This window comes from Methyloceanibacter sp., from assembly GCF_050726195.1.
Taxonomy (GTDB): Bacteria; Pseudomonadota; Alphaproteobacteria; order Rhizobiales; family Methyloligellaceae; genus Methyloceanibacter.
The window spans coordinates 1-22,600 of record NZ_JBOHJC010000009.1; the positions used below are offsets into that span (position 1 = coordinate 1).

At 66.0% G+C, this 22,600-nt stretch carries 10 protein-coding genes and 2 pseudogenes; 6 read left to right on the forward strand and 6 right to left on the reverse strand.

All coding sequences use genetic code 11. From position 1 onward, the window contains the following. The 3 genes from ACRECX_RS07835 to ACRECX_RS07845 all read right to left on the reverse strand — a co-directional run. Positions 1-2,497 (reverse strand): autotransporter outer membrane beta-barrel domain-containing protein (locus tag ACRECX_RS07835; protein WP_431558272.1); only part of this gene is annotated, 2,497 nt, incomplete at its 3' end. Then, positions 2,494-2,805, reverse strand: coding sequence for a hypothetical protein (locus ACRECX_RS07840; RefSeq protein WP_431558273.1), 312 nt, complete (start codon positions 2,803-2,805; stop codon positions 2,494-2,496). The genes ACRECX_RS07840 and ACRECX_RS07835, both read right to left, overlap by 4 nt. Continuing rightward, positions 2,802-4,661, reverse strand: a complete 1,860-nt coding sequence (locus ACRECX_RS07845; protein ID WP_431558274.1) for a beta strand repeat-containing protein — start codon at positions 4,659-4,661, stop codon at positions 2,802-2,804. The genes ACRECX_RS07840 and ACRECX_RS07845 overlap by 4 nt, the downstream gene beginning before the upstream one ends. A gap of 404 nt (positions 4,662-5,065) precedes the next feature. On the opposite strand from ACRECX_RS07845, the gene ACRECX_RS07850 reads away from it, so the two are divergent. After that, positions 5,066-6,052 carry a helix-turn-helix transcriptional regulator gene (locus tag ACRECX_RS07850; RefSeq protein ID WP_431558275.1) on the forward strand — a complete coding sequence of 329 codons (987 nt, stop codon included), beginning with the start codon at positions 5,066-5,068 and terminating at the stop codon, positions 6,050-6,052. A gap of 88 nt (positions 6,053-6,140) precedes the next feature. Here ACRECX_RS07850 and ACRECX_RS07855 read toward each other — a convergent pair whose 3' ends face one another. The 3 genes and pseudogenes from ACRECX_RS07855 to ACRECX_RS07865 all read right to left on the reverse strand — a co-directional run bounded on the left by ACRECX_RS07855 (position 6,141) and on the right by ACRECX_RS07865 (position 15,483). After that, positions 6,141-6,521: an autotransporter outer membrane beta-barrel domain-containing protein gene (locus ACRECX_RS07855; protein ID WP_431558391.1), complete on the reverse strand. Its 381-nt coding sequence runs from the start codon at positions 6,519-6,521 to the stop codon at positions 6,141-6,143. Beyond that, a pseudogene (locus ACRECX_RS07860) lies at positions 6,496-10,995 on the reverse strand (autotransporter domain-containing protein); the annotation flags it as partial. The pseudogene ACRECX_RS07860 and the gene ACRECX_RS07855, both read right to left, overlap by 26 nt. A 133-nt stretch (positions 10,996-11,128) precedes the next feature. Beyond that, positions 11,129-15,483, reverse strand: a pseudogene (locus tag ACRECX_RS07865) (autotransporter outer membrane beta-barrel domain-containing protein). A gap of 270 nt (positions 15,484-15,753) precedes the next feature. Between ACRECX_RS07865 and ACRECX_RS07870 the strand changes: the two are divergent. The 5 genes from ACRECX_RS07870 (at position 15,754) to ACRECX_RS07890 (ending at position 22,597) form a co-directional block, all read left to right on the forward strand. Further along, positions 15,754-16,749 (forward strand): NAD(P)H-quinone oxidoreductase, encoded by a 996-nt coding sequence (locus ACRECX_RS07870; protein WP_431558276.1) that lies wholly within the window; start codon positions 15,754-15,756, stop codon positions 16,747-16,749. Between the two features lie 235 nt (positions 16,750-16,984). Further along, positions 16,985-17,884: a DUF1013 domain-containing protein gene (locus ACRECX_RS07875; protein WP_431558277.1), complete on the forward strand. Its 900-nt coding sequence runs from the start codon at positions 16,985-16,987 to the stop codon at positions 17,882-17,884. Positions 17,885-18,213: 329 nt separating this feature from the next. Beyond that, positions 18,214-19,839, forward strand: coding sequence for an acyl-CoA synthetase (locus tag ACRECX_RS07880; RefSeq protein ID WP_431558278.1), 1,626 nt, complete (start codon positions 18,214-18,216; stop codon positions 19,837-19,839). 112 nt (positions 19,840-19,951) lie between these two features. Then, positions 19,952-20,491: a DUF1622 domain-containing protein gene (locus ACRECX_RS07885; RefSeq protein WP_431558279.1), complete on the forward strand. Its 540-nt coding sequence runs from the start codon at positions 19,952-19,954 to the stop codon at positions 20,489-20,491. 192 nt (positions 20,492-20,683) lie between these two features. Beyond that, the gene (locus ACRECX_RS07890) at positions 20,684-22,597 is read left to right on the forward strand and encodes a B12-binding domain-containing radical SAM protein (protein WP_431558280.1); all 1,914 of its coding nucleotides are present in this window, start codon (positions 20,684-20,686) and stop codon (positions 22,595-22,597) included. Positions 22,598-22,600 lie beyond the last annotated feature (3 nt).

Genomic DNA, 22,600 nt, shown 5'->3' on the forward strand with positions numbered 1-22,600 from the left:
TGGACACATAAGCGAGTCCCGCGAACGGCTCGATTGCCATGCCGCCCATCGCCATCGGATAGGCCACCTCGCCGAAGATCTGGCCTGTGTCGGCGTCATACGAAGCGTTCTGCCGCTCGAAGAAGCCGGGGAAGATCACGGCGCGGGACGTGTCGATATCGTTCCACGCCCACGCGCCACCGCCGCGCAAGGCCACCGGCCCGGCCATGCCGCCGAGATAGCCGGCGAGTAGGAAGCTCTCCACGTCTGCCGAGCTATAGCGGTCATCGACGTCGACATTGGCGAATGACGCGCCGGTGGCGAGACCCGCGCGCCAGCTTCCACTCAGCTGCGCGTCCATGCCCGAGACGAACCCGCCGAGATCGCGGTCGGTCGATGCGGCGTTGCCGTCGCCGTCAAAATCGCCCCACGCGCCATAGGCCCTGGTCCAGAAGGCGAGCGGCTGCCTGTAAGGCGCGGACGCACTACCGAATGACTTGTCAGTGCCGAGCGTCATGGCGTTCGAGTCGAGCGAGGCGACCTGCGGCCCCGCGGCCGCGAGCGACGCGACTTGCGTGTTACCGCCGCTCGCATTCGCCTGCATCAGCCGCCCGAGGATCGCCTCGCGCACATAGCGGCTGTCATCGGCGAGCACGCCCGAGAGGGTCGCGTGGATTTCGCCCGACAGCGCGTCGAACGCCATCCGTGCACCCTCCGCGGTCTGATTGAGCACGGCCAGGAACAGCGCATTGGTGGTGGGGAACTGGTCGAGCGCCAAGCCCACATTGCATTGGTTGCTCGTCAGCGCCACCGAGCAGAAGCTGATCGGGCCCGGCCCAGGCCCAGGTCCAACCGTGCGTAACAAGGTCAACACCACATCGTTGCCGTCGCCACCCTTGTAATCGACGCTCGGCGTGAGAAAGGCGAGGTTCGCGGTCACCCTGGCGAACCTGCCTTGCACGGCATCTGTCCCGTCATTGTCGATGATGACGTAATCCGTGGTCGGCTGGTAATTGCCATTCGCGGCCAGCACGCGCAGCGTGGCGCCCGTGAGATTCACCGTGCCGTTGCCCATGACCGTGCCGCCGTTGACGGTGAAGGCTTGCGTCGTCGCCCCGGAAAAATTCCAGTCTCCGCTCTCGACCTCGAAATTCTCGAAGCTCTGGTATTGTCGCGTGCCGGCACCGGTATCGATACTGGTGAGATTGAACGCGCCGTTGCCCGCACCGCCGAAGGCGAGCGTGTCGTTGGCGCCAGGTCCGGCGAATACATTGCCGTTGACGGCCGCGGTGGGATGCAGCTCCAGCCTGTTGTCGAGCGGGTCGCCCTGATCGAAGAGGATGGCGCCGCCGGCGCCGCCGTCGATCTTGCCGCCGACGGTCACGTTGCCTGTGCCGCCGGCAATGACGATGCCGAAATCGACCAGCGGATCGTTGCCGTTCGATCTCACCCTGGCGTTCGGCCCGACGGTAATGTTGACGACTCCGTCACTGAAAAGGTGCGCGGCCACGATGGCGGTGCCATCGGTCGCCACGACGTCGCCGTTGACCTCGATGTTGACCGCCCCAGTGCCGAGATGCAGCAAGTCGATGCCGTAATAGCGGCCCCTGACCGTGCTGCCCTCGCCGGTGGCAATCCTCGTCGTCGTACCGGAATTCAAAGCTTGGATGCCGGCGCAGTTCGTGCCGATGACGTCGCCGCCGGCCTTGATGTTCAGCGCTCCCCCGCTGTTGTCGGCAACGATACCGCAATTGGCTCCCATCACGCGGCTGTTGGCGCCGGTCGTGATGTTGAGTCCGGCGCCCAAGGGCGAGTTGCTGGCATAGATTCCGGTCTCATTGTTGCCCCTGACATTGCCATTGGCGGTGATGTTCAGCGCGCCGTTGCCGGAATTGCTGGCATAGATGCCGCGATTGTTGCCGAGGACATAGCTGCCGGCGCCGGTCCTAATGCTGAGCGACGTGGCGCCCAACTGGTTCAAGGCACTGATGCCGTTCCTAGCGATGCCGGTGACATTGCCGTTGGCGGTGACGTTCAGCGCGCCGGAATAGTTGAGCGCGAAAACGCCGTAGTTACCGCCTTCGACGAGCCTGTTGGCGGCGGTGGTCACGTCGAGGCTCGGTCCAGCGGTGTTCCTTGCATAGATGGCGTTGTTGTCGCCGCTGACATTGCCGTTGGCGATAACAGTCAAGGCGCCGGCGCCGTTGTTTTCTGCGAAAATGCCATCGGCACCATTGCCGGTGACATTGCCGTTGGCCGTGACTGTCAGCGCCCCGCTGCCGAAGTTTTGGGCGTTGATGCCATAGGCGCCGCCGGTGACGGCCCCGGTCGTGATGCTGAGGCTGGTGCCGTTGTTGTTTAGCGCGCGGATGCCGTCGTCCATGTTGCCGGTGACAATGCCATTGGCCAAAATGGTCAGGGCCCCGTTGCCGTTATTGCGGGCGTAGATGCCATACGCGTCACCAAGGACGTAGCTGCCGGCCCCGGTGTTCACGGTGAGGTGGGTGCCCTCGTTCACCGCATAGATGCCGTCCTCGAAATTCCCGTGACATCGCCGTTGGCGGTGACGGTCAGCGCCCCGTTGCCGTTGCTGAGAGCGAAGATGCCATTGGTGTCGCCGGTGACGGCGCCCCCGGCTGTGACGCTGAGGCTGGTGCCGTTGTTGTTGAGCGCACGGATGCCATCGCTCATGGTGCCGGTGACAATGCCATTGGCTTCGACGGTCAGCGCCCCGTTGCCGTAGTTGCCGGCAAAGATGCCGCGAGTGAAGCCAAGGACGTCGCTGCCCGCGCCCGTCGTGATCGTGAGGCTTGCGCCAAGGTTCACCGCATAGATGCCGTCGCTGAAAATGCCGGTGACATAACCATTGGCCGTGATGCTGGTCGCCCCGCTGCCATAGTTGCGGGCGGCAATGCCGTAATTACCGCCGGTGATCGCGGTGCCGAGGCCGGTGGTGACGGTAGAGCGGTCCCGGCCGGTGTGACACTGCCGTTCTGAGCGAAGATGCCGGCGGTGGCCATGCCGTAGACGTCGCCGTTGGCGGTGACGCTGGTTGCCCCGTCGCCATAGTTGCGGGCGAGAATGCCGTAGGTACCGCCGGTGACACTGGTGCCGGGGCCGGTGGTGACGGTGAGATCGGTGCCGCCGGCGACCATGCTCGTGCCGTTCTGCGCATAGATGCCGGAGAAGGCGGCGCCGTTGCCGGTGACGTCGCCATTGGCGGTGACGCTGGTTGCCCCGCTGCCAAAGTTGCTGGCATAAATGCCGTGGGTACCGCCGGTGACACTTGTACCTGCGCCGGTGGTGACGGTGAGGTCAGTGCCGACCGGTGTGATGCCATCGCCGTTCCGGGCGAAGATGCCGGCGGAGGCCGTGCCCTCGACATTGCCATTGGCGGTGATGCTGGTCGCCCCGCTGCCAAAGTTGCGGGCGGCAATGCCATTGGTGCCGCCGGTGACCAGGGTGCCGACGCCGGTGGTGACGGTAAGATCGGTCCCAGCTTGTGTGCCGGTGGCGCCGTTCTGAGCGAGGATGCCGGCGAAGGCCGTGCCGTCGACATCGCCGTTGGCGGTGACCTCCAGCGCGTCGCTGCCATAGTTGATGGCATAAATGCCGTAGCCACCGCCGGTGACACTGGTGCCGAGGCCGGTGGTGACGGTGAGAGCGGTCCCAGCTTGTGTGCTGCCGTCGCCGTTCTGAGCGAAAATGCCCCTGGAGGCGGCGCCGGTGCCCATGACATCGCCGTTGGCGGTGACGGTCAGCACACCGCTGCCATAGTTAATGGCATAAATGCCGTCGGCAGCGCCGGTGACAGTGGTACCCGCGCCGGTGGTGACGGTGAGAGCGGTCCCGCCCGGTATGATGCTATTGCCGTTCCGAGCTAAGATGCCGATGCTGGCCGTGCCCTCGACATTGCCGTTGGCGGTGACCTCCAGCGCACCGCCGTAGTTGACGGCACGGATGCCGAGCACAGCCCCGGTGACGGTAGTGCCGGCGCCGGTGCTCACGATGAGTTCGGTGCCGTGGTTCGTTGCACTGATGGCGTGGTAGTCGCCGGTGACATTGCCGTTGGCGTTAACGGTCAGCGCCTGAGTGCCAAAGTTTTGCGCAACAATGCCGACATAGCCGTTGGTGAGCGTGCCCGGCCCGGTGGTGACGGTGAGAGCGGTCCCGACGGGTGTGATGCTGTCGCCGTTCTGAGCGAAGATGCCGATGGAATTGGTGCCCTCGACATCGCCATTAGTGGTGATGCTCAGCGCCCCGTTGCCATTATTGCGGGCATAAATACCGAAACTGCCGCCGGTCAGATTGCCGTCGGTGTCGACCGTCACGCTGCCCAGGTTCCCGCCCCCGATGTCGCCCCCGGAGCGGATATAGAGGGCGAAGTCCGCTGCGGTCAGGTTCGAAGCGTACTCGTCGAAATAGGACAGGGCGCCGTCGCCGGTGATGCTGAGGGCTATGCTGTCTCCCGTATTGACGCTGAAGCTGGGGGCGGTGACGACGGTGGCGTTGTTGGCGTTGATGGTCTGCTGATCGGTGCTAGCACCGGAGCATGTGAAATTGGGTGGCGCCGGATCGGCCAGGCAGACCACTTGCCCGTAGGCGCGGCCGCCATAGGTCAGCGCGCCCACGAGCATCGTGCTCGACAGCAGGACTTGCCGGCGCAACGACTTTGCGTCCAACCCCACCCCCCGGGGGCGCCTGTGTCGCACGCGGGCGCCAATCCAGCCTCGTCAGGCTCCGACTGTCGTACACGGAGGAGAGTCGGACAATCCCACACGAGCTATATGACTGAGGAATTGGAGGGATTCTCGCGCCCTGTTGCCGGTGGGATACACAGGGATCGCGGCTTTTGGACTGAGCGCTAAAGCCGTTGGGACTAAGCGCTACACTGCCTGTTTGTAAGGCAACCGCTTGTCGCGCGGCGCCTTCGACCCCATCGAAACAAGGTGAAAGAATTGGAAACGCAAGTGTGATTCGGTGTGATTCCGCGCATGCCGAATCGACGGTACACTTGCACTTCTTGTTGCGCGGGGCGGACGAACGGCCGATCCCTATCTACTTGCCTGCCAGGGGGACATTTCTCGTGAGCAATACGGCCGGGCCGATGCCGCCGAAGGTTCGGTTCTCGACCGACGACCTGCCGGAGAAAGACCGCTTCGGCGAGCTCAACGACCGCTTCGCCGATACCTTCCTGTGCCAGATGCGGCCTATCGAGCAGGAACTCCCAAGGCCGCATATCAAGGGCGTTGCCGTCGCGCTGCCCGGCGGCGTGGTGGCGACGGCGGGCCAGGGCGCCGGCATGGTTTTCGACCGCACACGCGCTTACGCCAACCGGCGCGACGATGTCATGCTGTCGATCATCCTCAGCGGCGGCCACTGGGTCCGCCAGCACGGCGCCGAGTTCGTCGTCCGACCGGGCGAGGCCTTCGTGTCGTTGGTCGACGAAACCGGAACCACCGGCGATATGCGCGACGAGCTCAAGCGCGGCATGGCGCTGGTGCTGCCGCGCGCGGTCTTCCATGCGGCAGGCATCGACCCTGATCGGCTGTTGCGCCGCCCGATCCCGCGCGACGAGATCGCCTTGCGGATGCTTGTCGCCTATATCCACGGCCTGACCAAGATGGGCGGCACTCCGGCGCCGGAGCTCGCGGCCGCCATGGCCTCGCATCTTTGCGACCTTGCCGCGCTCGCCATGGGAGCGACGGGCGACGCGGCGGCGGCCGGGCAGAATGGGCTTAGGGCGGCACGTCTGGAAGCCGTCAAATCGGACATCATCCAGGGCATCGGCGTGCGCGACATCTCGCTCGAGGAGACGGCGCGCCGGCACGGCATCTCCTCCAGCTATGTGCGCAAGCTGTTCGAAGGCGACGGGACGAGCTTCTCGGCGTTCTTGCTTGCCCAGCGCCTCGAATACGCGCGCCGCATGCTGTTGAGCCCGCTCCACGCCGGCATGGCCATCGGCGCCATCGCGTTGGAGGCCGGCTTCGGCGACCTCTCGCATTTCAACCGCGCCTTCCGCCGCCGCTTCGGCCTCACGCCGTCGGACCTCCGCGCCCGCCTGCGGCGGTAGCCAGTAGCCCGGGTGAAGCGCAGCGGAACCCGGGGCAACCTGCAATCGCTCCCGGATTTCGCTTCGCTCCATCCGGGCTACAAGCTGATCAGAACAAGATGGTGACCCGGCCCTTGACGGCGTTGTCGGTGACACTGTCGCCGAACTGGCCCGAATAGGACACGCCCGCCGTGGTGCGCGCGCCAAGTGCGAAGTCGAGGCCCGCGTCGACCAGCGCGGAGTCCTCGGCGAGCGGCACGCCGTCGATAGCGAAGCCGATGCCGGTGGTGGCGAAGGCGAGGCCTGCGCCCGGCGTCACATCGTCGAACGCGTGCTGCCAGGCGGCGGAGACATGCGGCACCACGAGTGTGCTGCCCCAATGCATGGTCGTCGCGGCGCGCAGGCCGACAGTCGAGTAGCCGACATCTTGGTCGGCGCTGCCGCGCAAGCTCGCCAACCCCCCCGCCATGCTCACGGAAATTCTCGCCATCGATGGAGACGTAAGCGAGGCCCGCGAACGGCTCGAGCGCCATGCCGCCCATCGCCATCGGATAGGCCACCTCGCCGAAGATTTGCCCGGTGTCGGCGTCATACGAAGCGTTCTGCCGCTCGAAGAAGCCCGGGAAGATCACCGCCCGCGACGTGTCGATGTCGTTCCACGCCCAGGCGCCGCCGCCGCGCAGAGCAAGCGGCCCGGCCATGCCGCCGGCATAGCCCGCAAGCAGGAAGCTCTCCACGTCTGCCGAGCTATAACGATTGCTCACATCGATATTGGAGAACGACGCGCCGGTGGCGAGGCCCACCCGCCATGAACCTGAGAGTTGCGCGTCCATGCCGGAGACAAACCCGCCGAGATCGCGGTCGGCTGTCGCGGCATTGCCGTCGCCGTCGAAATCGCCCCAGGCGCCATAGGCCCGCGTCCAGAAGGCCAGCGGCGCAGGCGAAGGCAGGTCGAGCGACTTGTCCGAGCCGAGCGTCATGGCATTCGCATCGAGGCTCGCCACCTGCGGGCCTGCCGCCGCGAGCGACGCGACTTGCATATCGCCGCCGGTGGCATTGGCTTGCATCAGCCGCCCCAAGATCGCCTCGCGCACATAGCGGCTGTCGTCGGCCAGCACGCCTGACAGAGTCGCGTGAATCTCGCCCGACAGCGCGTCGAACGCGGCGCGCGCGCCGTCTACGGTCTGAGTCAACACGGCGAGGAACAGCGCGTTGCCGGTGGGAAATTGATCGAGCGCCAGCGCAACATTGCACTGGTTCTTGGTCACCGCCACCGAGCAGTAGCTAAACGGACCGGGACCGGGTCCAGGCCCGGGTCCTGGCCCAGGCCCCGGCCCAATCGTGCGGCTGAGCGTGAGCACCACGTCGTTGCCGTCGCCTGCGTCGTAGACCACGTTCGGCTTGAGAAAGGCGAGATTGGTGGTGACCTTGGCGAATTTGCCGGTGACGGGATCGTTGCCGTCATTGTCGATGATGAGATAGTCGGTCTTCGGCTTGTAATTGCCGTTGGCGGCAAGCACGCGCAGCGTGGCGCCCGTCAGATTCACCGTGCCGTTGACGATCACCTTGTCGCTCTTGCCCTTGGCGTTCAGTTCGATCTCGTAGATGGCGCCGGGGCTCAGCGTGAAATTGCCGTTCACCGTCTGCGTGCCGATGGAGTTGCCCGGCGCATAGACGCCGCCCGCCAGCGCCGTGACGTCGCCGCCGATCACGCCGGTGCCACCGAGCGTAGCGCCGTTCTCGACCGCCACCGCCGAGGCGATCGAGCCGTTGACGGTGAGCGTGCCCTTCTGAACCGTGGTCGCCCCGAGATAGGTGCTGTCGCCGGACAGAATCTGTTCGCCGGCGCCGTCCTTGATGAATCCGCCGGTCCCGATAATGGCGCCGGAGAAGGTCGTGCTCGTGTCGTTGCCGCCGGTCGTCAGCGTGCCAGCGTCGAGGGTCACGAGGCCGGTGCCGGCCAGCGAGCCGATGGTCTGATCGAGACCGTCGAGATCGAGCGTGGCATCGACCGTGAAGGCCGAGCCTGGCGAGAAGGCGCCCGCGGCACCCGCCTGAAACACGCCGCCATTGACGGTCGTCGTGCCGGTATAGGTGCTGTTGCCGGTGACAGTGGTGACGCCGGCCGCGTCCTTGACCACGTTGCCGGTGCCTGAGATCGGCGCGGCAAATATATGCGGGTCGGTGTGGTTGAAATGCACGAGGCCGGCGCTCACCACGGCCGGCGCGTTCAAGGTGCCGGCGGTGCCACCGGTGCCGATATTGAGCCGGCTCGAGGCGTTGATGGTTACGTTGTTGGTCGCGTTGGCGACGCCGCCGCCGGTCAGGCTGAGCGTCGCCGTGCCGAGATTGCCGATGGTGAGGCCGCCGGTCGAGGTCCAGGTCGAATCCGCGCCGTCGACCGTGGCGGTGCCGGTGCTGTTGGCGGCGTTGGCGATCATGCCGTCGGTGTTGGTGACGAGGCCTCCGGCCAGCACGTTGAGCTCGCCGGTACCCTGATCGCCGACCCGCAGGAAGCCGGTGTTCTGCCACTCGGAGTCCGTGCCGGTCACGGTGGCGGTGCCGTCGCCGGCCGAGCCCACCGCGTTGGTGAACGAGCCGAGATAGCCGTCGGAGTTGGAGACGAAGCCGCCGTTCTGAACGCTGAGCGTGCCGGTCGCCTGCTCGCCGACATCGAGCGTCTGGGTGTAGGTGACCATCGAGCTGGCGCCGTCCACGGTGAGCGTGCCGTTGCCGAGAAGCTGCGGCGGGTCTTCGCCGATAAAAATCGCCGACTGACCGAAATGGCCTTGGCCGGCAACGGTCACCACCGCGCCGTCAAGGACTTCGATGGTGCCGGTGCCGCCATCGCCGCCGGCGTCGAAGCTGCTGAAGGCCCCGACATTGAGATCGACCGTCGTGCCCGCGCCGGTGATGACGAGTGTGCCCAGACCCGGCGTCCTGACGCCGCTGAGGTCCGAGAAGGACGAGCCGACGCCGATCCCGCTCGCCGTCACGTGCGCGCCGTCCTCGACGCGCATGTCGCCGGTGCCGCCGATGCCGATCAGGATAGAAGCCAGCGGGAACAGGTCGAGCGGATCCGGGGTGAGGACCCAGGAGCTGTCGGTGCCGCTCACCAGCACCGTGCCTTCGCCGCCGGGACTGAAGCCGAGACGCGCGGTGCGATTGCCGGTGACCGTGCCGCCGTCGAGAATGTCGAGCGTGGCCGCGCCGTCGTTGCCGATCACGACCAGGCCCTCACTGTTCCACGTCGAGCCCGCGCCGGTGACGGTGGCCGTCGCGCTCGAACCCGCGTTTCGTGCAAGGAACGCAAAGCCGATAAAGTTGGGATCTTCCAGCGTGTTGAGCACGCCGCCGCTCTCGACCAGCAAGGTGCCGTGATTGTCGACGCCAAGGCGAAATTGTCCGGCACCGGAGGTGCCTGCATTTTGCGTCACCGTCGCGCCGTTCGAGATGGTGAGCGAGGTGGTGGCCGCGCCGTCGACGATGAAGTCGCCGGTGACGTCGGCCGTGGCGTCGTCGGTGAAGATCGCCGTCGAAGCTCCGGCGCCTCCAAGCGTGACGGAGCGGGAGGACCAAGTGGTGTCAGTGCCCGAAATTGTGGCCTCAACGCCGCTACCCACGACTGTGGAGAAATCGACGTTCCCCGCCGAGAACGCCGCGCCATTGGTCACGTCGAGCTGGTTGCCGGCGCCCGATGCGCCGAGACTGAACAGATGGAGCGTGCCGGCGGGATTGAGCGTGAGCTGCGAGCCGGCGCCATCCACCGTGACCACGGCCGAATTGAATCCGGTAAAGCGCCCGGCTGAGTTCAAGCTGCCGAGAACGAGCGAGCCGCCGCCGAGGATGCTCAGCGTGCCGCTCCCGCTATTGGCGCCGGCCTGACCGATCGACAGCGCGCTGGTGAAGAAGCCGCCCGCGTCGATGGTCCAGCTCGAACCCGCGCCGGTGATGGTCACGTCGCCGGTCGCGCCGGTCTGCTGACCGATCACGCCGGAAGCGCTTGTCACCGTGGCGCCGGCCTCGATGTCGAGCGTGCCGTTGCCCCCGTTGTTGAGGCCGACCCGCACGGCGTTGGTCACCGTCGCCGTCGTCCCCGTGCCGTTGAAGGTGGCATCGCCCATCGCGCCCGAGCCGATGGTGAGCTGGCTTGCTGTGAGATCGGCGCCGGTCAGGAGGTTGAGGGTGCCCTGGCCGGAGAGCCCCACGGTGACGGTGGAGAGCGCGAGGAACCCATTGTCGTCGGCCTGCATCACACCGGTGCCGCCGGTCGCCGAGCCGATATTGGTGGTGCTCGCCACGGTCAGGCGAGAGTCGGTTCCCGAAACCGTGACCGTGCCGCTGGCGCCGACATCGACGCCGAGATCCATGCCGAACCCGGTCGAGGTGACCTGGCCGCCGGCAAGAACGTCGAGGGTTCCGGTACCGCTACTTCCGACGTGGAATGCAAAAAAGGGCGTGAGATTCCACTGCGAGTCCGTCCCCGTCACCGTGACCGAACCGGTCGATCCCGTCTGATTGCCGATCGCGGTGGTGAAGGTCGTGAGCACGCCGCCGTCCGATACGGTGACATCGCCGTTGCCGAAATTGCCTACGAAAAACAGGCCGAATTGGTTGGTTAGTGTCAGCGTGCCGGCGCCGTCGACGGTGAGGTCGCCGGTCTGGCCGAGGCCATTGCCGAGGGTCAGCTGATTGGCGATCGCCCCTACCGCGCCGACCACCGTCGCATTCACTGCGTCGGTGTTGATTTCGGCGCTGGTGTTAGTGTCCGGCGGCGCCACGTTCGGCGGCGCGCCGGCCGTCCAGTTGCCGGCGGTGAACCAATCGTCGGAGATGGCGCCGGTCCATACGGTCTGCGCCTCGGCGCATGGCGCCGCAGCACCAAGGCCGGCGGTGACCGCAACGAGACGCAGACCGGCCGTCGCCAGCCGCCCGGACAAAGTCCTCTTCCCGCGGAACACCACTTTCCCCCGTAAACCCCGCCTCAAGCTGCGCTATAGCGGCGGCGAGGGCACTACCCATTCAGGTAGGTGAGGGATTTTCTCCGGTGGAATTTCGCTGGCGCCCCGTGGGAGCGTCTGTCGTCTGGAACCCTGCTCAGAACAGCCAGGTGAAGCGGCCTTTGACGGCGTTGTCGGTGACGCCGTCGCCGAACTGGCCCGAGTAGGACACGCCGGCGATCGTGCGCGCGCCGAGGGCGAAGTCGAGGCCTGCGTCGATCAGCGCGCTGTCTTCGGCGAGCGGCACGCCCTCGATGGCGAAACCGATGCCGGTCGTGGCGAAGGCCAGCGCCGCACCCGGCGTGACGTCGTCGAATGCATGCTGCCAGGCGACGGAGACATGCGGCACGACCAAGGTCGCGCCCCAATGCATGGTCGTGGCGGCACGGAGGCCGAGAGTCGAATAGCCGACGTCTTGGTCTGTCGTGCCGCGCAACGACGCAAGCGCGCCGCCATGCTCGCGGAAGTTCTCGCCATCGATGGACACATAAGCGAGCCCCGCAACGGCTCCAGCCCAATGCCTCCCATCGCCATCGGATAGGCCACCTCGGCGAAGATCTGGCCGGTGTCGGCGTCGTAACTCGCGTTCTGCCGCTCGAAGAAACCTGGGAAGATCACCGCGCGCGACGTGTCGATGTCGTTCCACGCCCACGCGCCGCCGCCGCGAAGCGCAAAGGGCCCGGCCATACCGCCGAGATAGCCCGCGAGCAGAAAGCTCTCCACGTCGGCCGAGCTATAACGATCGCTCACATCGATATTGGAGAACGACGCGCCGGTGGCGAGGCCCACCCGCCATGAACCTGAGAGTTGCGCGTCCATGCCGGAGACAAACCCGCCGAGATCGCGGTCGGCTGTCGCGGCATTGCCGTCGCCGTCGAAATCGCCCCAGGCGCCATAGGCGCGGGTCCAGAACGCGAGCGGCGCGGGAGCCGGCATGGCGAGCGACTTGTCCGAGCCAAGCGTCATCGCACTTGCATCGAGGCTCGCCACTTGCGGGCCTGCGGCCGCCAGTGAGGCGACCTGCATATCGCCGCCGCCGCCCATGGCGTTCGCCTGCATCAGCCGCCCGAGGATCGCCTCGCGCACATAGCGGCTGTCATCGGCGAGGACGCCGGAGAGCGTGGCATGAATCTCGCCCGACAGCGCGTCGAAGGCCATTCGCGCGCCCTCCGCGGTCTGATTCAGCACCGCAAGGAACAGGGCATTATTCGTGGGGAATTGATCCAGCGCCAGCGCGACGTTGCATTGGTTCTTGGTCAGCGCCACGTCGCAGAAGCTCACCCGTCCGTCTGGGCCGATGGTGCGGACGAGGGTGAGCACCACGTCGTTGCCATCGCCGCCGTTATAGACGACGGTCGGCGTGAGGAAGGCGAGGTTCGCGGTCACCGAGGCGAAGGTGCCAGCGACCGCGTCGTTGCCGTCGTTGTCGATAATCGTGTAGTCCGTGCTCGGTGCGTAATTGCCGTTCTCGGCCAGCACGCGCAGGATCGATCCCGTCAGGTTGACCGTGCCGTTGACGATGACCTGGTCGCTTTGACCTTTGGCGTTGACTTCCACTTCGTAGATCGCGCCGGCGCCGAGCGAGAACGGGCCGTTGACGGTGATCGTGCCGAACGAGTTGCCGGGCGCCAAGGTGCCGCCGTTGAACGTCAACGGGCCGAACGTGCCATTGCCCATCACCACCCCGCCATTGACCGTGAACGGGACGGTGGTGGCCCCATTGAAGGTCCAATCGCCGCTCTCGACTTCGAATGTCTCGAAACTCTGGTACTGCTGGGTGCCCGTGCCGGTATCGATCCTATTGAGGTTGAAGGCGCCGTCGCCGCTGCCGCCGAAGGCGAGCGTGTCGTCGCCAGGCCCGGCAAGCACATTGCCATTGACGATGCCGGTTGGATGCAGCTCCAGCCGGTCGTCCAGCGCATCCCCCTGATCGAACCGTACCGCGCCGCCCCCGCCGCCGTTCAGCACGCCGGCCACGGTTAGATTGGTGGGGCCGTCCGTGGTCTCGATGGCGACGTCGGTTCCCCCGGCGCCGGTGGTCGTCACGGTGCTCGTGGCGCCGATAGTGATGGCGATCGGGCCGCCGGCATTATGCTCCGCATCGACGCCGTCATCCGTGCCGGTAACATTGCCGTTGACGATGATCGTGAGCGGCCCTGGGCCGTTATTGGCGGCATTGATGCCGTCACCGTCTCCGCCGGCGACATTGCTTCCGGCACCGGTGGTTATGGTGAGACTGGTGCCAAAGTTCCGCGCGAAGATGCCGTCATCATTGATGCCAGTGACGTTGCCATTGGCAACGATGCTTAGCGCGCCGTTGCCGTAGTTGCGGGCCTGGATGCCGTTGTAGGCACCGGTGACGGCGGTGCCCTGGCCGGTGACTATGGTAAGGGCGGTAGCGTTGGCCGCGTTGAGGGCGAAGATGCCGTCATAGTTCGTCCCAGTGACGTTGCCGTTGGCGGTGACGGAGGTCGCGCCGCTGCCGTAGTTGCGCGCGTCGATGCCTGTATAGGCGTTGACCCCATTTGCACTCGGCCCGGTGATGACTGTGAGATCGGTGCCGGCGGAAGTGACGTTCGTGCCGTTCTGGGCGAAGATGCCGACCGAGCCGATGCCGCCGGCGGTGACATTGCCATTGGCCGTGATCCGCAACGCCCCGGCGCCGTAGTTGAGAGTGTCGATGCCAAAATAGTTGCCGGTGATCGTCGTGTTTGCCGCCGTCATCACCGTTAGGTCGCCAAGGGCGGGTGCATAAGCCTGGGCGAAGATGCCGGTTTCGTTGGTGCCGGTGACGTCTCCGTTGGCGGTGACAGTCGTAGTGCCCGTGCCGTTGTTGCGCGCGAGAATGCCGAACGTGTACCCCTCAACCCCGTTGGTGCTCGGGCCGGTGGTTACGGCGAGATTGGTGCCCTCGTTCCGCGCATAGATGCCGATGGCGGTACTGGCGTCGACGTTGCCGTTGGCGGTTACGGTCGTCGCGCCGTCACCGTAGTTGCGGGCCAATATGCCGCCGGCGCTACCATAGACCGTGGTGCCCGCGCCCGTGGTCACGGTGAGGTCGGTGCCGACAGGATTGCCGGAGAGTCCGTTCTGCGCGTAGATGCCGTAACTGCCGGCGCCGGTGACGTCGCCATTGGCGGCGACGGTCAGCGTTCCCGCGCCGAAGTTGCGGGCATCGATGCCGCGGTCGCCGCCGGTCGTGGTGCCATAGGTGGCGATGCTGACGCTGGTGCCAAGGCTGACGCCCTCGCCAACCGCGTAGATGCCGCTGGCAGTCGTGCCGGTAACGTCACCGTTGGCCTCGATGGTCAACACGCCGCTGCCGGAATTGCGGGTATCGATGCCGGCATTGTTGCCCATGATTGTGGTGCCCGCGCCGGTGGTCACGGTGACAGTGCTGCCCGCGGTGTATGCGAAGATGCCGTAACCGCCGGCGCCGGTGACGTTGCCGTTGGCGGTGACGGTCGTTGCGCCGTCACCATAGTTGCGGGCTAATATGCCGCCGGAGTTGCCATAGACCGTAGTGCCCACGTCCGTGGTTACGGTGAGGCCGTTGCCGCTGGGAGTGAAGAAGAGTCCGTTCTGCGCGTAGATGCCGTAACCGCTGGTGCCAGTGACGTCGCCATTAGCGGTGACGGTCAGAGCCTGGCTGCCGTCATTCTGTGCGCGGATGCCGGTACCGCCGCTTGTGGTGCCGGCCGTGGTCACGGTGAGCGTGGTGCCATTGTTCAGCGCGAAGATGCCGGAGCTGCTGATACCGCTGACATCGCCATTGGCGGTGACGGTCAGGGCTTGGCTGCCGTTATTGACGGCGTAGATGCCGTAAAGGCCGCCTTCGACCGTGGTGCCGGGGCCGGTGGTCACGGTAAGGCTGGTGCCGGCGTTCAGCGCCGCGATGCCGACGCTGGTATTGCCGGTGACATTGCCATTGGCGGTGACAGTCAGCCCCAGACTGCCGGAGTTGCCGGCATAGATGCCGAGATCGCCGCCGTAGAGGGCGCCGTCAGTGAAGACACTAACGCCGCCCACACCGCCAGCATCGCCGGTTGACGTGATTTCAAGAGCGGTCACCTCAGCGGTGAGGGGCGATGCGTTGCCATCGGTGTAGGCGATGAAGCCGTCGCCGGTGATTTCGACGGCGTTGCCGCCCGAGCCCCCCACAGCCGTGGTGTCGACGCTGAAGCCGTAAGAAGAAGTGAAGACGGCGGCATTATCGAGATTGATCGTCTGGGTGTCGATGCTTGCGCCGGAGCAGATGAATTGGGTGCCAACGCCGGGCAGACACACCACTTGCCCGTAGGCGCTGCGCCCATAGCCGGCGAGCGCCGCTGCGAGCATGGTAGTCGACAGCAATAATTGCCGGCGTCCCGCGCGTACGCTCATCGCCCCCTCCGCGCCGCCTGCCGCGGCCCGCCGGCGCCAATTCCCTGTCTGGCGCCAAGTTTCGTGCATGCGGGTGGGCCGTACAACCCTGGGGGCGTTACCGCCGTGGGCAGCTGGGCTTTTGACCTGCGCCTGTGGCCGATGCGCCACAACTTGTCAGCAAGTAATCAGCAAGTAGCCCGGGTGAAGCGCGGCGGAACCCGGGGCAACCTGCAATCGCTCCCAGATTGCGCGGAGTTCACCCTCGGGCGCACCGAAGGTGCGACCCGCGGGCTCCATCCGGGCTACGCATTTGCTGCGGATTTGCTACCGTCCACGTACTTTCGAGCAGGGGGACCAATGCTGCCGGAGACCATGACCGTCATCGAAGCGCGCGGGAGCGGCGGGCCCGAGGTGCTCGTGCCGGCGACGCGCCCCGTGCCCAAGCCCGCACCGGACGAAGTGCTGATCGTCGTCGAAGCCGCCGGCATCAACCGCCCCGACGTGCTCCAGCGCCAAGGCCTCTACCCGCCGCCGAAGGGCGCCTCCGACCTGCTCGGCCTCGAAGTCGCCGGCTCCGTCGTCGCCGCCGGCGACAACGTCACCCGCTTCAAGGAGGGCGACTTCGTCTGCGCGCTCGTCAATGGCGGCGGCTATGCCGAGTTCGCCGTGGCGCCGGAGTCGACCACCTTGCTCGCGCCGGACGGCCTCGATGCCGTGCAAGCCGCGGCGCTGCCGGAGACCGTGTTCACCGTGTGGCACAACGTGGTCGAGCGCGGCGGTTTGCAGCAAGGCGATTGGCTGCTCGTGCATGGCGGCGCGAGCGGCATCGGCACCACGGCGATCCAGCTCGCCACCGCGCTCGGCGCGAAAGTCATCGTCACCGTGGGAAGCGCGGAGAAGGCGAAGGCCTGCGAGGCGCTCGGCGCCGTCCGCGCCATCAACTACGCCCACGAGGATTTCGTCGAGGCGGTGCGCGAGGTGACCGGCGGCCACGGCGCCGACGTCATCCTCGACATGGTCGGCGGCGACTATATCGAGCGCAATCTGAAAGCCGCGGCGCTCGAAGGTCGCATCGTGCAGATCGCCTTTCTCAAAGGCTCCAAGGTCGAGCTCGACCTGATGCGGCTGATGATGCGGCGCCTCACCCTGACCGGCTCCACCTTGCGCGCGCAGACGCCGGAGGCCAAGGCGTGCATGGCTGAGGCCATCGAGGCGCGGGTTTGGCCGCTGATCGCCGCAGGCAAGGTGAAGCCGGTGATCGACTCCACCTTCAAGCTCACCGACGCGGCCGACGCCCACCGCCGCCTCGACGACCCCGCGCACATCGGCAAGATCGTGCTCACGACCGCTTAGCTTCGTAGCCCGGGTGAAGCGCAGCGGAACCCGGGGCAGCCTAATCGATCATTCCCGGATTTCGCTTCGCTCCATCCGGGCTACAAGCGGCCCGAGGGAGAAATACCCTGGGAAGCAATTGCCTAAGGCGGCATCAGCGCCTATATAGGGGCCTATTCCCCTTCATTGGTTCGGATTGGCTCTTTCGCCGGAGGGGGCGAGGGAGCGGCCGCCACCCCTTTAAGATGAGACAGACATGACCCGACCCCCATTGATGCCCAAGGCGACCGCCGTCTGGCTCGTCGACAACACCTCGCTCACCTTCGAGCAGATCGCCGAGTTCTGCGGCCTCCACGTGCTCGAGGTGAAGGGCATCGCCGACGGCGACGTGGCCCACGGCATCAAGGGCATGGACCCGATCTCCTCGGGCCAGCTCTCCCGCGAGGAGATCGCCGCCGCCGAGAGGAGCCCGAAGCACCGCCTGAGGCTGTCGGAGCCCAAGGTCGAGGTGCCCGAGGTGAAGACGAAGCGCGGGCCGCGCTATACGCCGGTGTCGCGCCGCCAGGACCGCCCGAACGCTATCCTATGGCTCTTGCGCAACCACCCCGAGCTGAAAGACAGCCAGGTCATGCGCCTCGTCGGTACCACCAAGCCGACCATCATCGCCATCCGCGAGCGCACCCACTGGAACTCGCCGAACCTCGTGGCGCAGGACCCGGTGACCCTCGGGTTGTGCTCGCAGATCGATCTCGACGCCGAAGTGAAGAAGGCGGCGGCGCGGCTCGAGCGCGAGAAGAAGCGCTCCGGCGGCGGTGCCGCCAAGGGCGGCACCTTGCTGCCCACCGAGGAGACCATCGCCGCGCCGGCGCCCGAGCCTGAGGCGCCCGCCGAGCGCGAAGCGCCGATGGCCGTTTCGCTGGCGCAAGAGGCGCGCGAGGCCATGGCCGCGCCCGATGTGGAGGAGGAGGCGCCGGACGTCGAGTCCGTGTTCGCCAAGCTCAAGGAGCTGAAGCGCGACGCGCCGCCCGCAGAAGCCGAAGACGCGGACGAAGGCGCGGAGGCGGACTCCCACGGCGAGGACGAGACCTCCCACGAGGAAGACGAGACCTCCCACGAGGAAGACGAGACCTCCCACGAGGAGGAACGCTCGGAGTAGCTATCCCTCCCACCAGGGCGCGGAGTGCGTGACTCTGGATACCGGCTTTCGCCGGTATGACGGACTGTAGCTTTGACGTCGATCAAGGCAGGACGCCCGAGTCCGGGCCATTGTCTCCCCTGAGGGGAGACCCGCCATGAACGACTTCCACATGCTCTATCTTGCGCTCGTGCTCATCGCCTTCGGCAGCTTCGCCGCCGCGCTCGCCTACTACTCGCAGCGGCGCTGACGTTTCCGGCTTCCGACTTCTGGCTTCTGCTTGCCGGGAGGCTCCCGCCTTGGCTAGGGTGCCATGAGGAAACGCGCCGACCAAGCGTCCAAGGCGGTTCATGGCCAACCCCTACGAGACGGGCCTCGACCGGACTGCGGCCAACTATCAGCCGCTGACGCCGCTCGTCTTTCTCGAGCGCGCGGCGGGCGTTCACCCCGACCACACCGCCATCATCCATGGCGACGAGAAGACCTCTTACCGCACCTTCTACGCGCGGACCCGGAAGCTCGCCTCGGCGCTCGCCGCGCGGGGCATCGGCCAAGGCGACACCGTTTCGGCGATGCTCGCCAACACGCCCGCCATGCTCGAAGTACATTACGGCGCGCCCATGGTGGGAGCCGTGCTGCACGCCATCAACACGCGCCTCGATGCGAGCGCCATCGCCTTCATGCTCGACCACGCCGGGACCAAGGTGCTGATCGGCGACACCGAGTTCGCGTCCGTGCTCAAGGCGGCGCTCGCTCAGACTGAAGTGAAGCCGCTCCTCATCGACTACCGCGACCTGCAATGCGGCGTCGAGGGGGAGCGGCTCGGCAATCTCGACTACGAGGCGTTCATCGCCGACGGCGATCCGGACTTTGCCTGGGACATGCCATCCGACGAGTGGAACGCGCTCTCCCTCAACTATACGAGCGGCACCACCGGCAATCCGAAAGGCGTCGTCTATCACCACCGCGGCGCCGCGCTCATGTGCTACGCCAACATGGCCGCCACCGGCATGGGCCAGCACCCGGTGTATCTGTGGACCCTGCCGATGTTCCACTGCAACGGCTGGTGCTTTCCCTGGTCGATCTCGCTTCTCTCCGGCACGCATGTGTGCCTGCGCGCGGTCCGCGCCAAGCCGATGTACGACGCCATCGCCGACCACGGCGTGACGCATCTCTCCGGCGCGCCGTTCGTCATGTCGGCGCTGCTCAACGCGACGCCCGAGGAGAAGCGCGGCTTCGGCCAGCGCGTCGCCTTCAGCCATGCCGCCGCGCCGCCGCCGGCCGCAGTGCTCGCCAAGATGGACGAAGCGGGCTTCGAGCTGACCCATCTCTATGGCCTGACCGAGACCTACGGCCCGGCGACCTTGAACGAGTGGCACCCCGCCTGGGACGAGTTGCCGCCGGAGGCGCGGCTCGACAAGCGCATCCGCCAGGGCGTGCGTTATCACGCCCTCGAAGGCTTGACCGTGATGGACCCCGCCACCATGACGGAGACGCCGCGTGACGGCGAGACCATCGGCGAGGTCATGTTCCGCGGCAACATCGTCATGAAGGGCTATCTGAAGAACGAGAAGGCCACCGCGGAGGCGTTCGCCGGCGGCTGGTTCCATTCCGGCGATCTCGGCGTGATGCATCCCGACGGCTATATCCAGCTCAAGGACCGCTCCAAGGACATCATCATCTCCGGCGGCGAGAACATCTCCTCGATCGAGGTCGAGGACGTGATCTACAAGCACCCGGCGGTGGCGGGCGCCGCGGTGGTGGCGAAGCCCGACGCCAAATGGGGCGAGACGCCATGCGCCTTCGTCGAGCTCAGGCCCGACGCGCAGGCGACGGCCGAGGACATCATCGGCTGGTGCAAGGAGAAGCTCGCCCGCTACAAATGCCCGCGCCACGTCGTGTTCGTCGAGCTGCCCAAGACCTCGACCGGCAAGATTCAGAAATTCAAGCTGCGCGAGATGGCGAAGGCGGTGTGACGAACGTGCGCAACGCGTCAAATCCCCCTTCGTCATGCCCGGACTTGTTCCGGGCATCCAATAGAGCGAAGCAGCGGGTGGCGGACTCACTGGGCCTTCGCCCGCCGAAGCAATGGCCGAGGGCTTCCTTTCGACAGGCTTCGGCCCGCGTAGGCGGGACAAGCCCGGCAATGACGGGAGGGAAGGTCGGGGCGACAATTCCGGCCTTTGGCCGAATCGGCTTAGGCTGAGGCCCCGCACTGATGGGAGGGCCCGGGCCATTCCGCTCGAGGAACAATTCAACGTCGTCGCCAGCTATGTCGCGCTCGCCATCGAGGTTGGCGCGGTCATCGTCGTGAGCCTCGGCGCCTTTCAGGCGATCTCGGGCGTGCTCGGCGCGATCCTGACCGGCACCGCGGGCGAACTGCGCGGCCGTGAGATCTGGCTGAAATTCGCCACCTGGATCCTGCTCGCGCTGGAATTCGCCCTTGCCGCCGATATCGTGCGCACGGCCGTCGCGCCGACCTGGGAGGACATCTGGAAGCTCGCCGTGATCGCGGCCATCCGCACCATGCTCAATTACTCCTTGGCCAAGGACATCGCCGCCTTCGAGGCCCAGGATTCCGCCCAAAATTCCGCCCAAAATCCGCCTTCAGCGCAGGCTACGACCTAATCCGTTGGACCCCTCGCCCGTTCTGTGTTTGAGTGGGATCAAAGTCTTATGGCGCAGCGCAAAAAAAGCGCCTGCGCCGGCTGGCATCAGGGGGTCAGGACGCAAGCAAGCCGGAGCGTCCACGACAAGAGGCGAAGCGCGGTTTACGGCCACTCTTGCCGCGCAGGGATCGCCTCTTCACGGGATTGAGGGATGCTCAACAAAGCACGGGCGACGCAACGGCGGTTTCAGCTCTATCTGATCAAGCCGTCGCACTACGACGACGAGGGCTATGTGGTGCAGTGGATCAAGTCCACCATGCCATCGAACTCGCTCGCCGCCGTCTTCAGCCTCGCCAATGGCGCCGCCGAGCGGCAGCTGCTCGGGCCCGACCTTCCCATCGACGTCCACGCCATGGACGAGACCAACACCCGCGTGCGGCCGAAGGAGATCATTCGCCTCATCAAGGACAACGGCGGCCTCGGACTGGTCGGCATCGTTGGCGCACAGTCGAACGAATTTCCGCGCGCAGTCGACATCGCCCGGCCGCTGCGCGAAGCGGGCCTACAGGTGGTGATCGGCGGCTTCCATGTGTCCGGCTGCCTGTCGATGCTCAAGGAGTTTCCGCCTGACATCAAGGCGGCGCAGGAGCTCGGCATCTGCATTTACGCCGGCGAGGCCGAAGACGGCCTCGACGAGGTGATCCTCGACGCCGCTAAGGGCGCGCTCAAACCGCTCTACAATCACATGCCGCAACTGCCGGACATCGGCGACGTGGCGTCGCCGCCCTTCCTGCCGCGCGACTTCATCGAGCGCACGATCGGCAATGTGACGAGCTTCGACGCCGGCCGCGGCTGCCCGTTCCAATGCTCCTTCTGCACCATCATCAACGTCCAGGGGCGCAAGTCGCGTTACCGCTCCGCCGATTCGGTCGAGCAGATCATCCGCATGAATTGGGAGCAGGGCATCAAGCGCTTCTTCATCACCGACGACAATTTCGCCCGCAACAAGGACTGGGAAGCGATCTTCGACCGCATCATCAAGCTGCGCGAAGAGGACGGCATGGACGTCCGCTTCTGCATCCAGGTCGATACGCTCTGCCATAAGATCGATAACTTCATCGACAAGTCCAAGCGCGCCGGCGTCACCCGCGTGTTCATCGGGCTCGAGAACATCAACCCCGCGAACCTGATCGCCGCCAAGAAGCGGCAGAACAAGATCACCGAGTACCGCAAGATGCTGCTCGAATGGAAGCGGGTCGGCATCATGACCTTTGCCGGGTACATTCTCGGCTTTGCCAACGACACGCCCGAGTCGATCCGCCACGATCTGGAGATCATCCAGAAAGAGCTGCCGCTCGACATGCTGGAGTTTTTCATTCTCACGCCGCTGCCGGGCTCTGAGGACCACAAGATCCTCTACGAAAAGGGCGTGTGGATGGATCCTGACATGAACAAGTACGACGTCGAGCACGTCGTCGCCGCCCACCCGAAGATGACCAAAGAAGAGTGGACGCGCGCCTATGAGACCGCCTGGGGCATCTATTACACGGACGAGCATCTGGAGACGATCCTTCGCCGCGCCTATGCGACCGGCATCAACATCCGCTCGCTGATGCCGGTGCTGTTCTGGTTCTCGAGCTCCGAGCCGGTCGAGGGCGTGCATCCCCTGCAGTGGGGCATCTTCCGCATCAAGCACCGTACCGACCGGCGCCCAGGTCTGCCGGTCGAATGGATGGTGCCGTTCTACGCCCGTTACGCCGCCGATGTCGCCGGCAAGGTGGTGCGGGTCTTGAAGCGCTGGCGGCACCTCAAGCGCATCGTGAAGGCCGTCGAAGCCGATCCGAACGCCAAGTTCTACAAGGACAACTCACTCACCGCCGTCGTCGACGAAGATGCCGAGCATATGGAGCTCTACACGCAGAACGAGGCGGCCCGTGTCGCGGTCGAGCGCGAGCTGCGCGTCGCCGGCGTGAAGCCGAAGGGCGCCGGCCAGCCGGCCGTCATGGCCAAGGCCAACGGCAATGGCGCGAACGGCCGTGCCGCAAATGGGCGCGGCAACGGACACGCAGCCGAGCACGCGGAGCCCGAACCGCTCCACCCGGAGAGCCCCTCGCCGCTGGTGTGAACT

What these genes read in the sequence shown, in the direction of transcription:
- ACRECX_RS07880 (WP_431558278.1), top strand. Translation starts at nt 18,214, where the DNA reads ATGGCCAACCCCTACGAGACGGGCCTCGACCGGACTGCGGCCAACTAT.
- ACRECX_RS07885 (WP_431558279.1), top strand. Translation starts at nt 19,952, where the DNA reads ATGGCCGAGGGCTTCCTTTCGACAGGCTTCGGCCCGCGTAGGCGGGAC.
- ACRECX_RS07855 (WP_431558391.1), bottom strand. Translation starts at nt 6,521, where the DNA reads ATGGCGAGAATTTCCGTGAGCATGGCGGGGGGGTTGGCGAGCTTGCGC.
- ACRECX_RS07870 (WP_431558276.1), top strand. Translation starts at nt 15,754, where the DNA reads ATGCTGCCGGAGACCATGACCGTCATCGAAGCGCGCGGGAGCGGCGGG.
- ACRECX_RS07890 (WP_431558280.1), top strand. Translation starts at nt 20,684, where the DNA reads ATGCTCAACAAAGCACGGGCGACGCAACGGCGGTTTCAGCTCTATCTG.
- ACRECX_RS07875 (WP_431558277.1), top strand. Translation starts at nt 16,985, where the DNA reads ATGACCCGACCCCCATTGATGCCCAAGGCGACCGCCGTCTGGCTCGTC.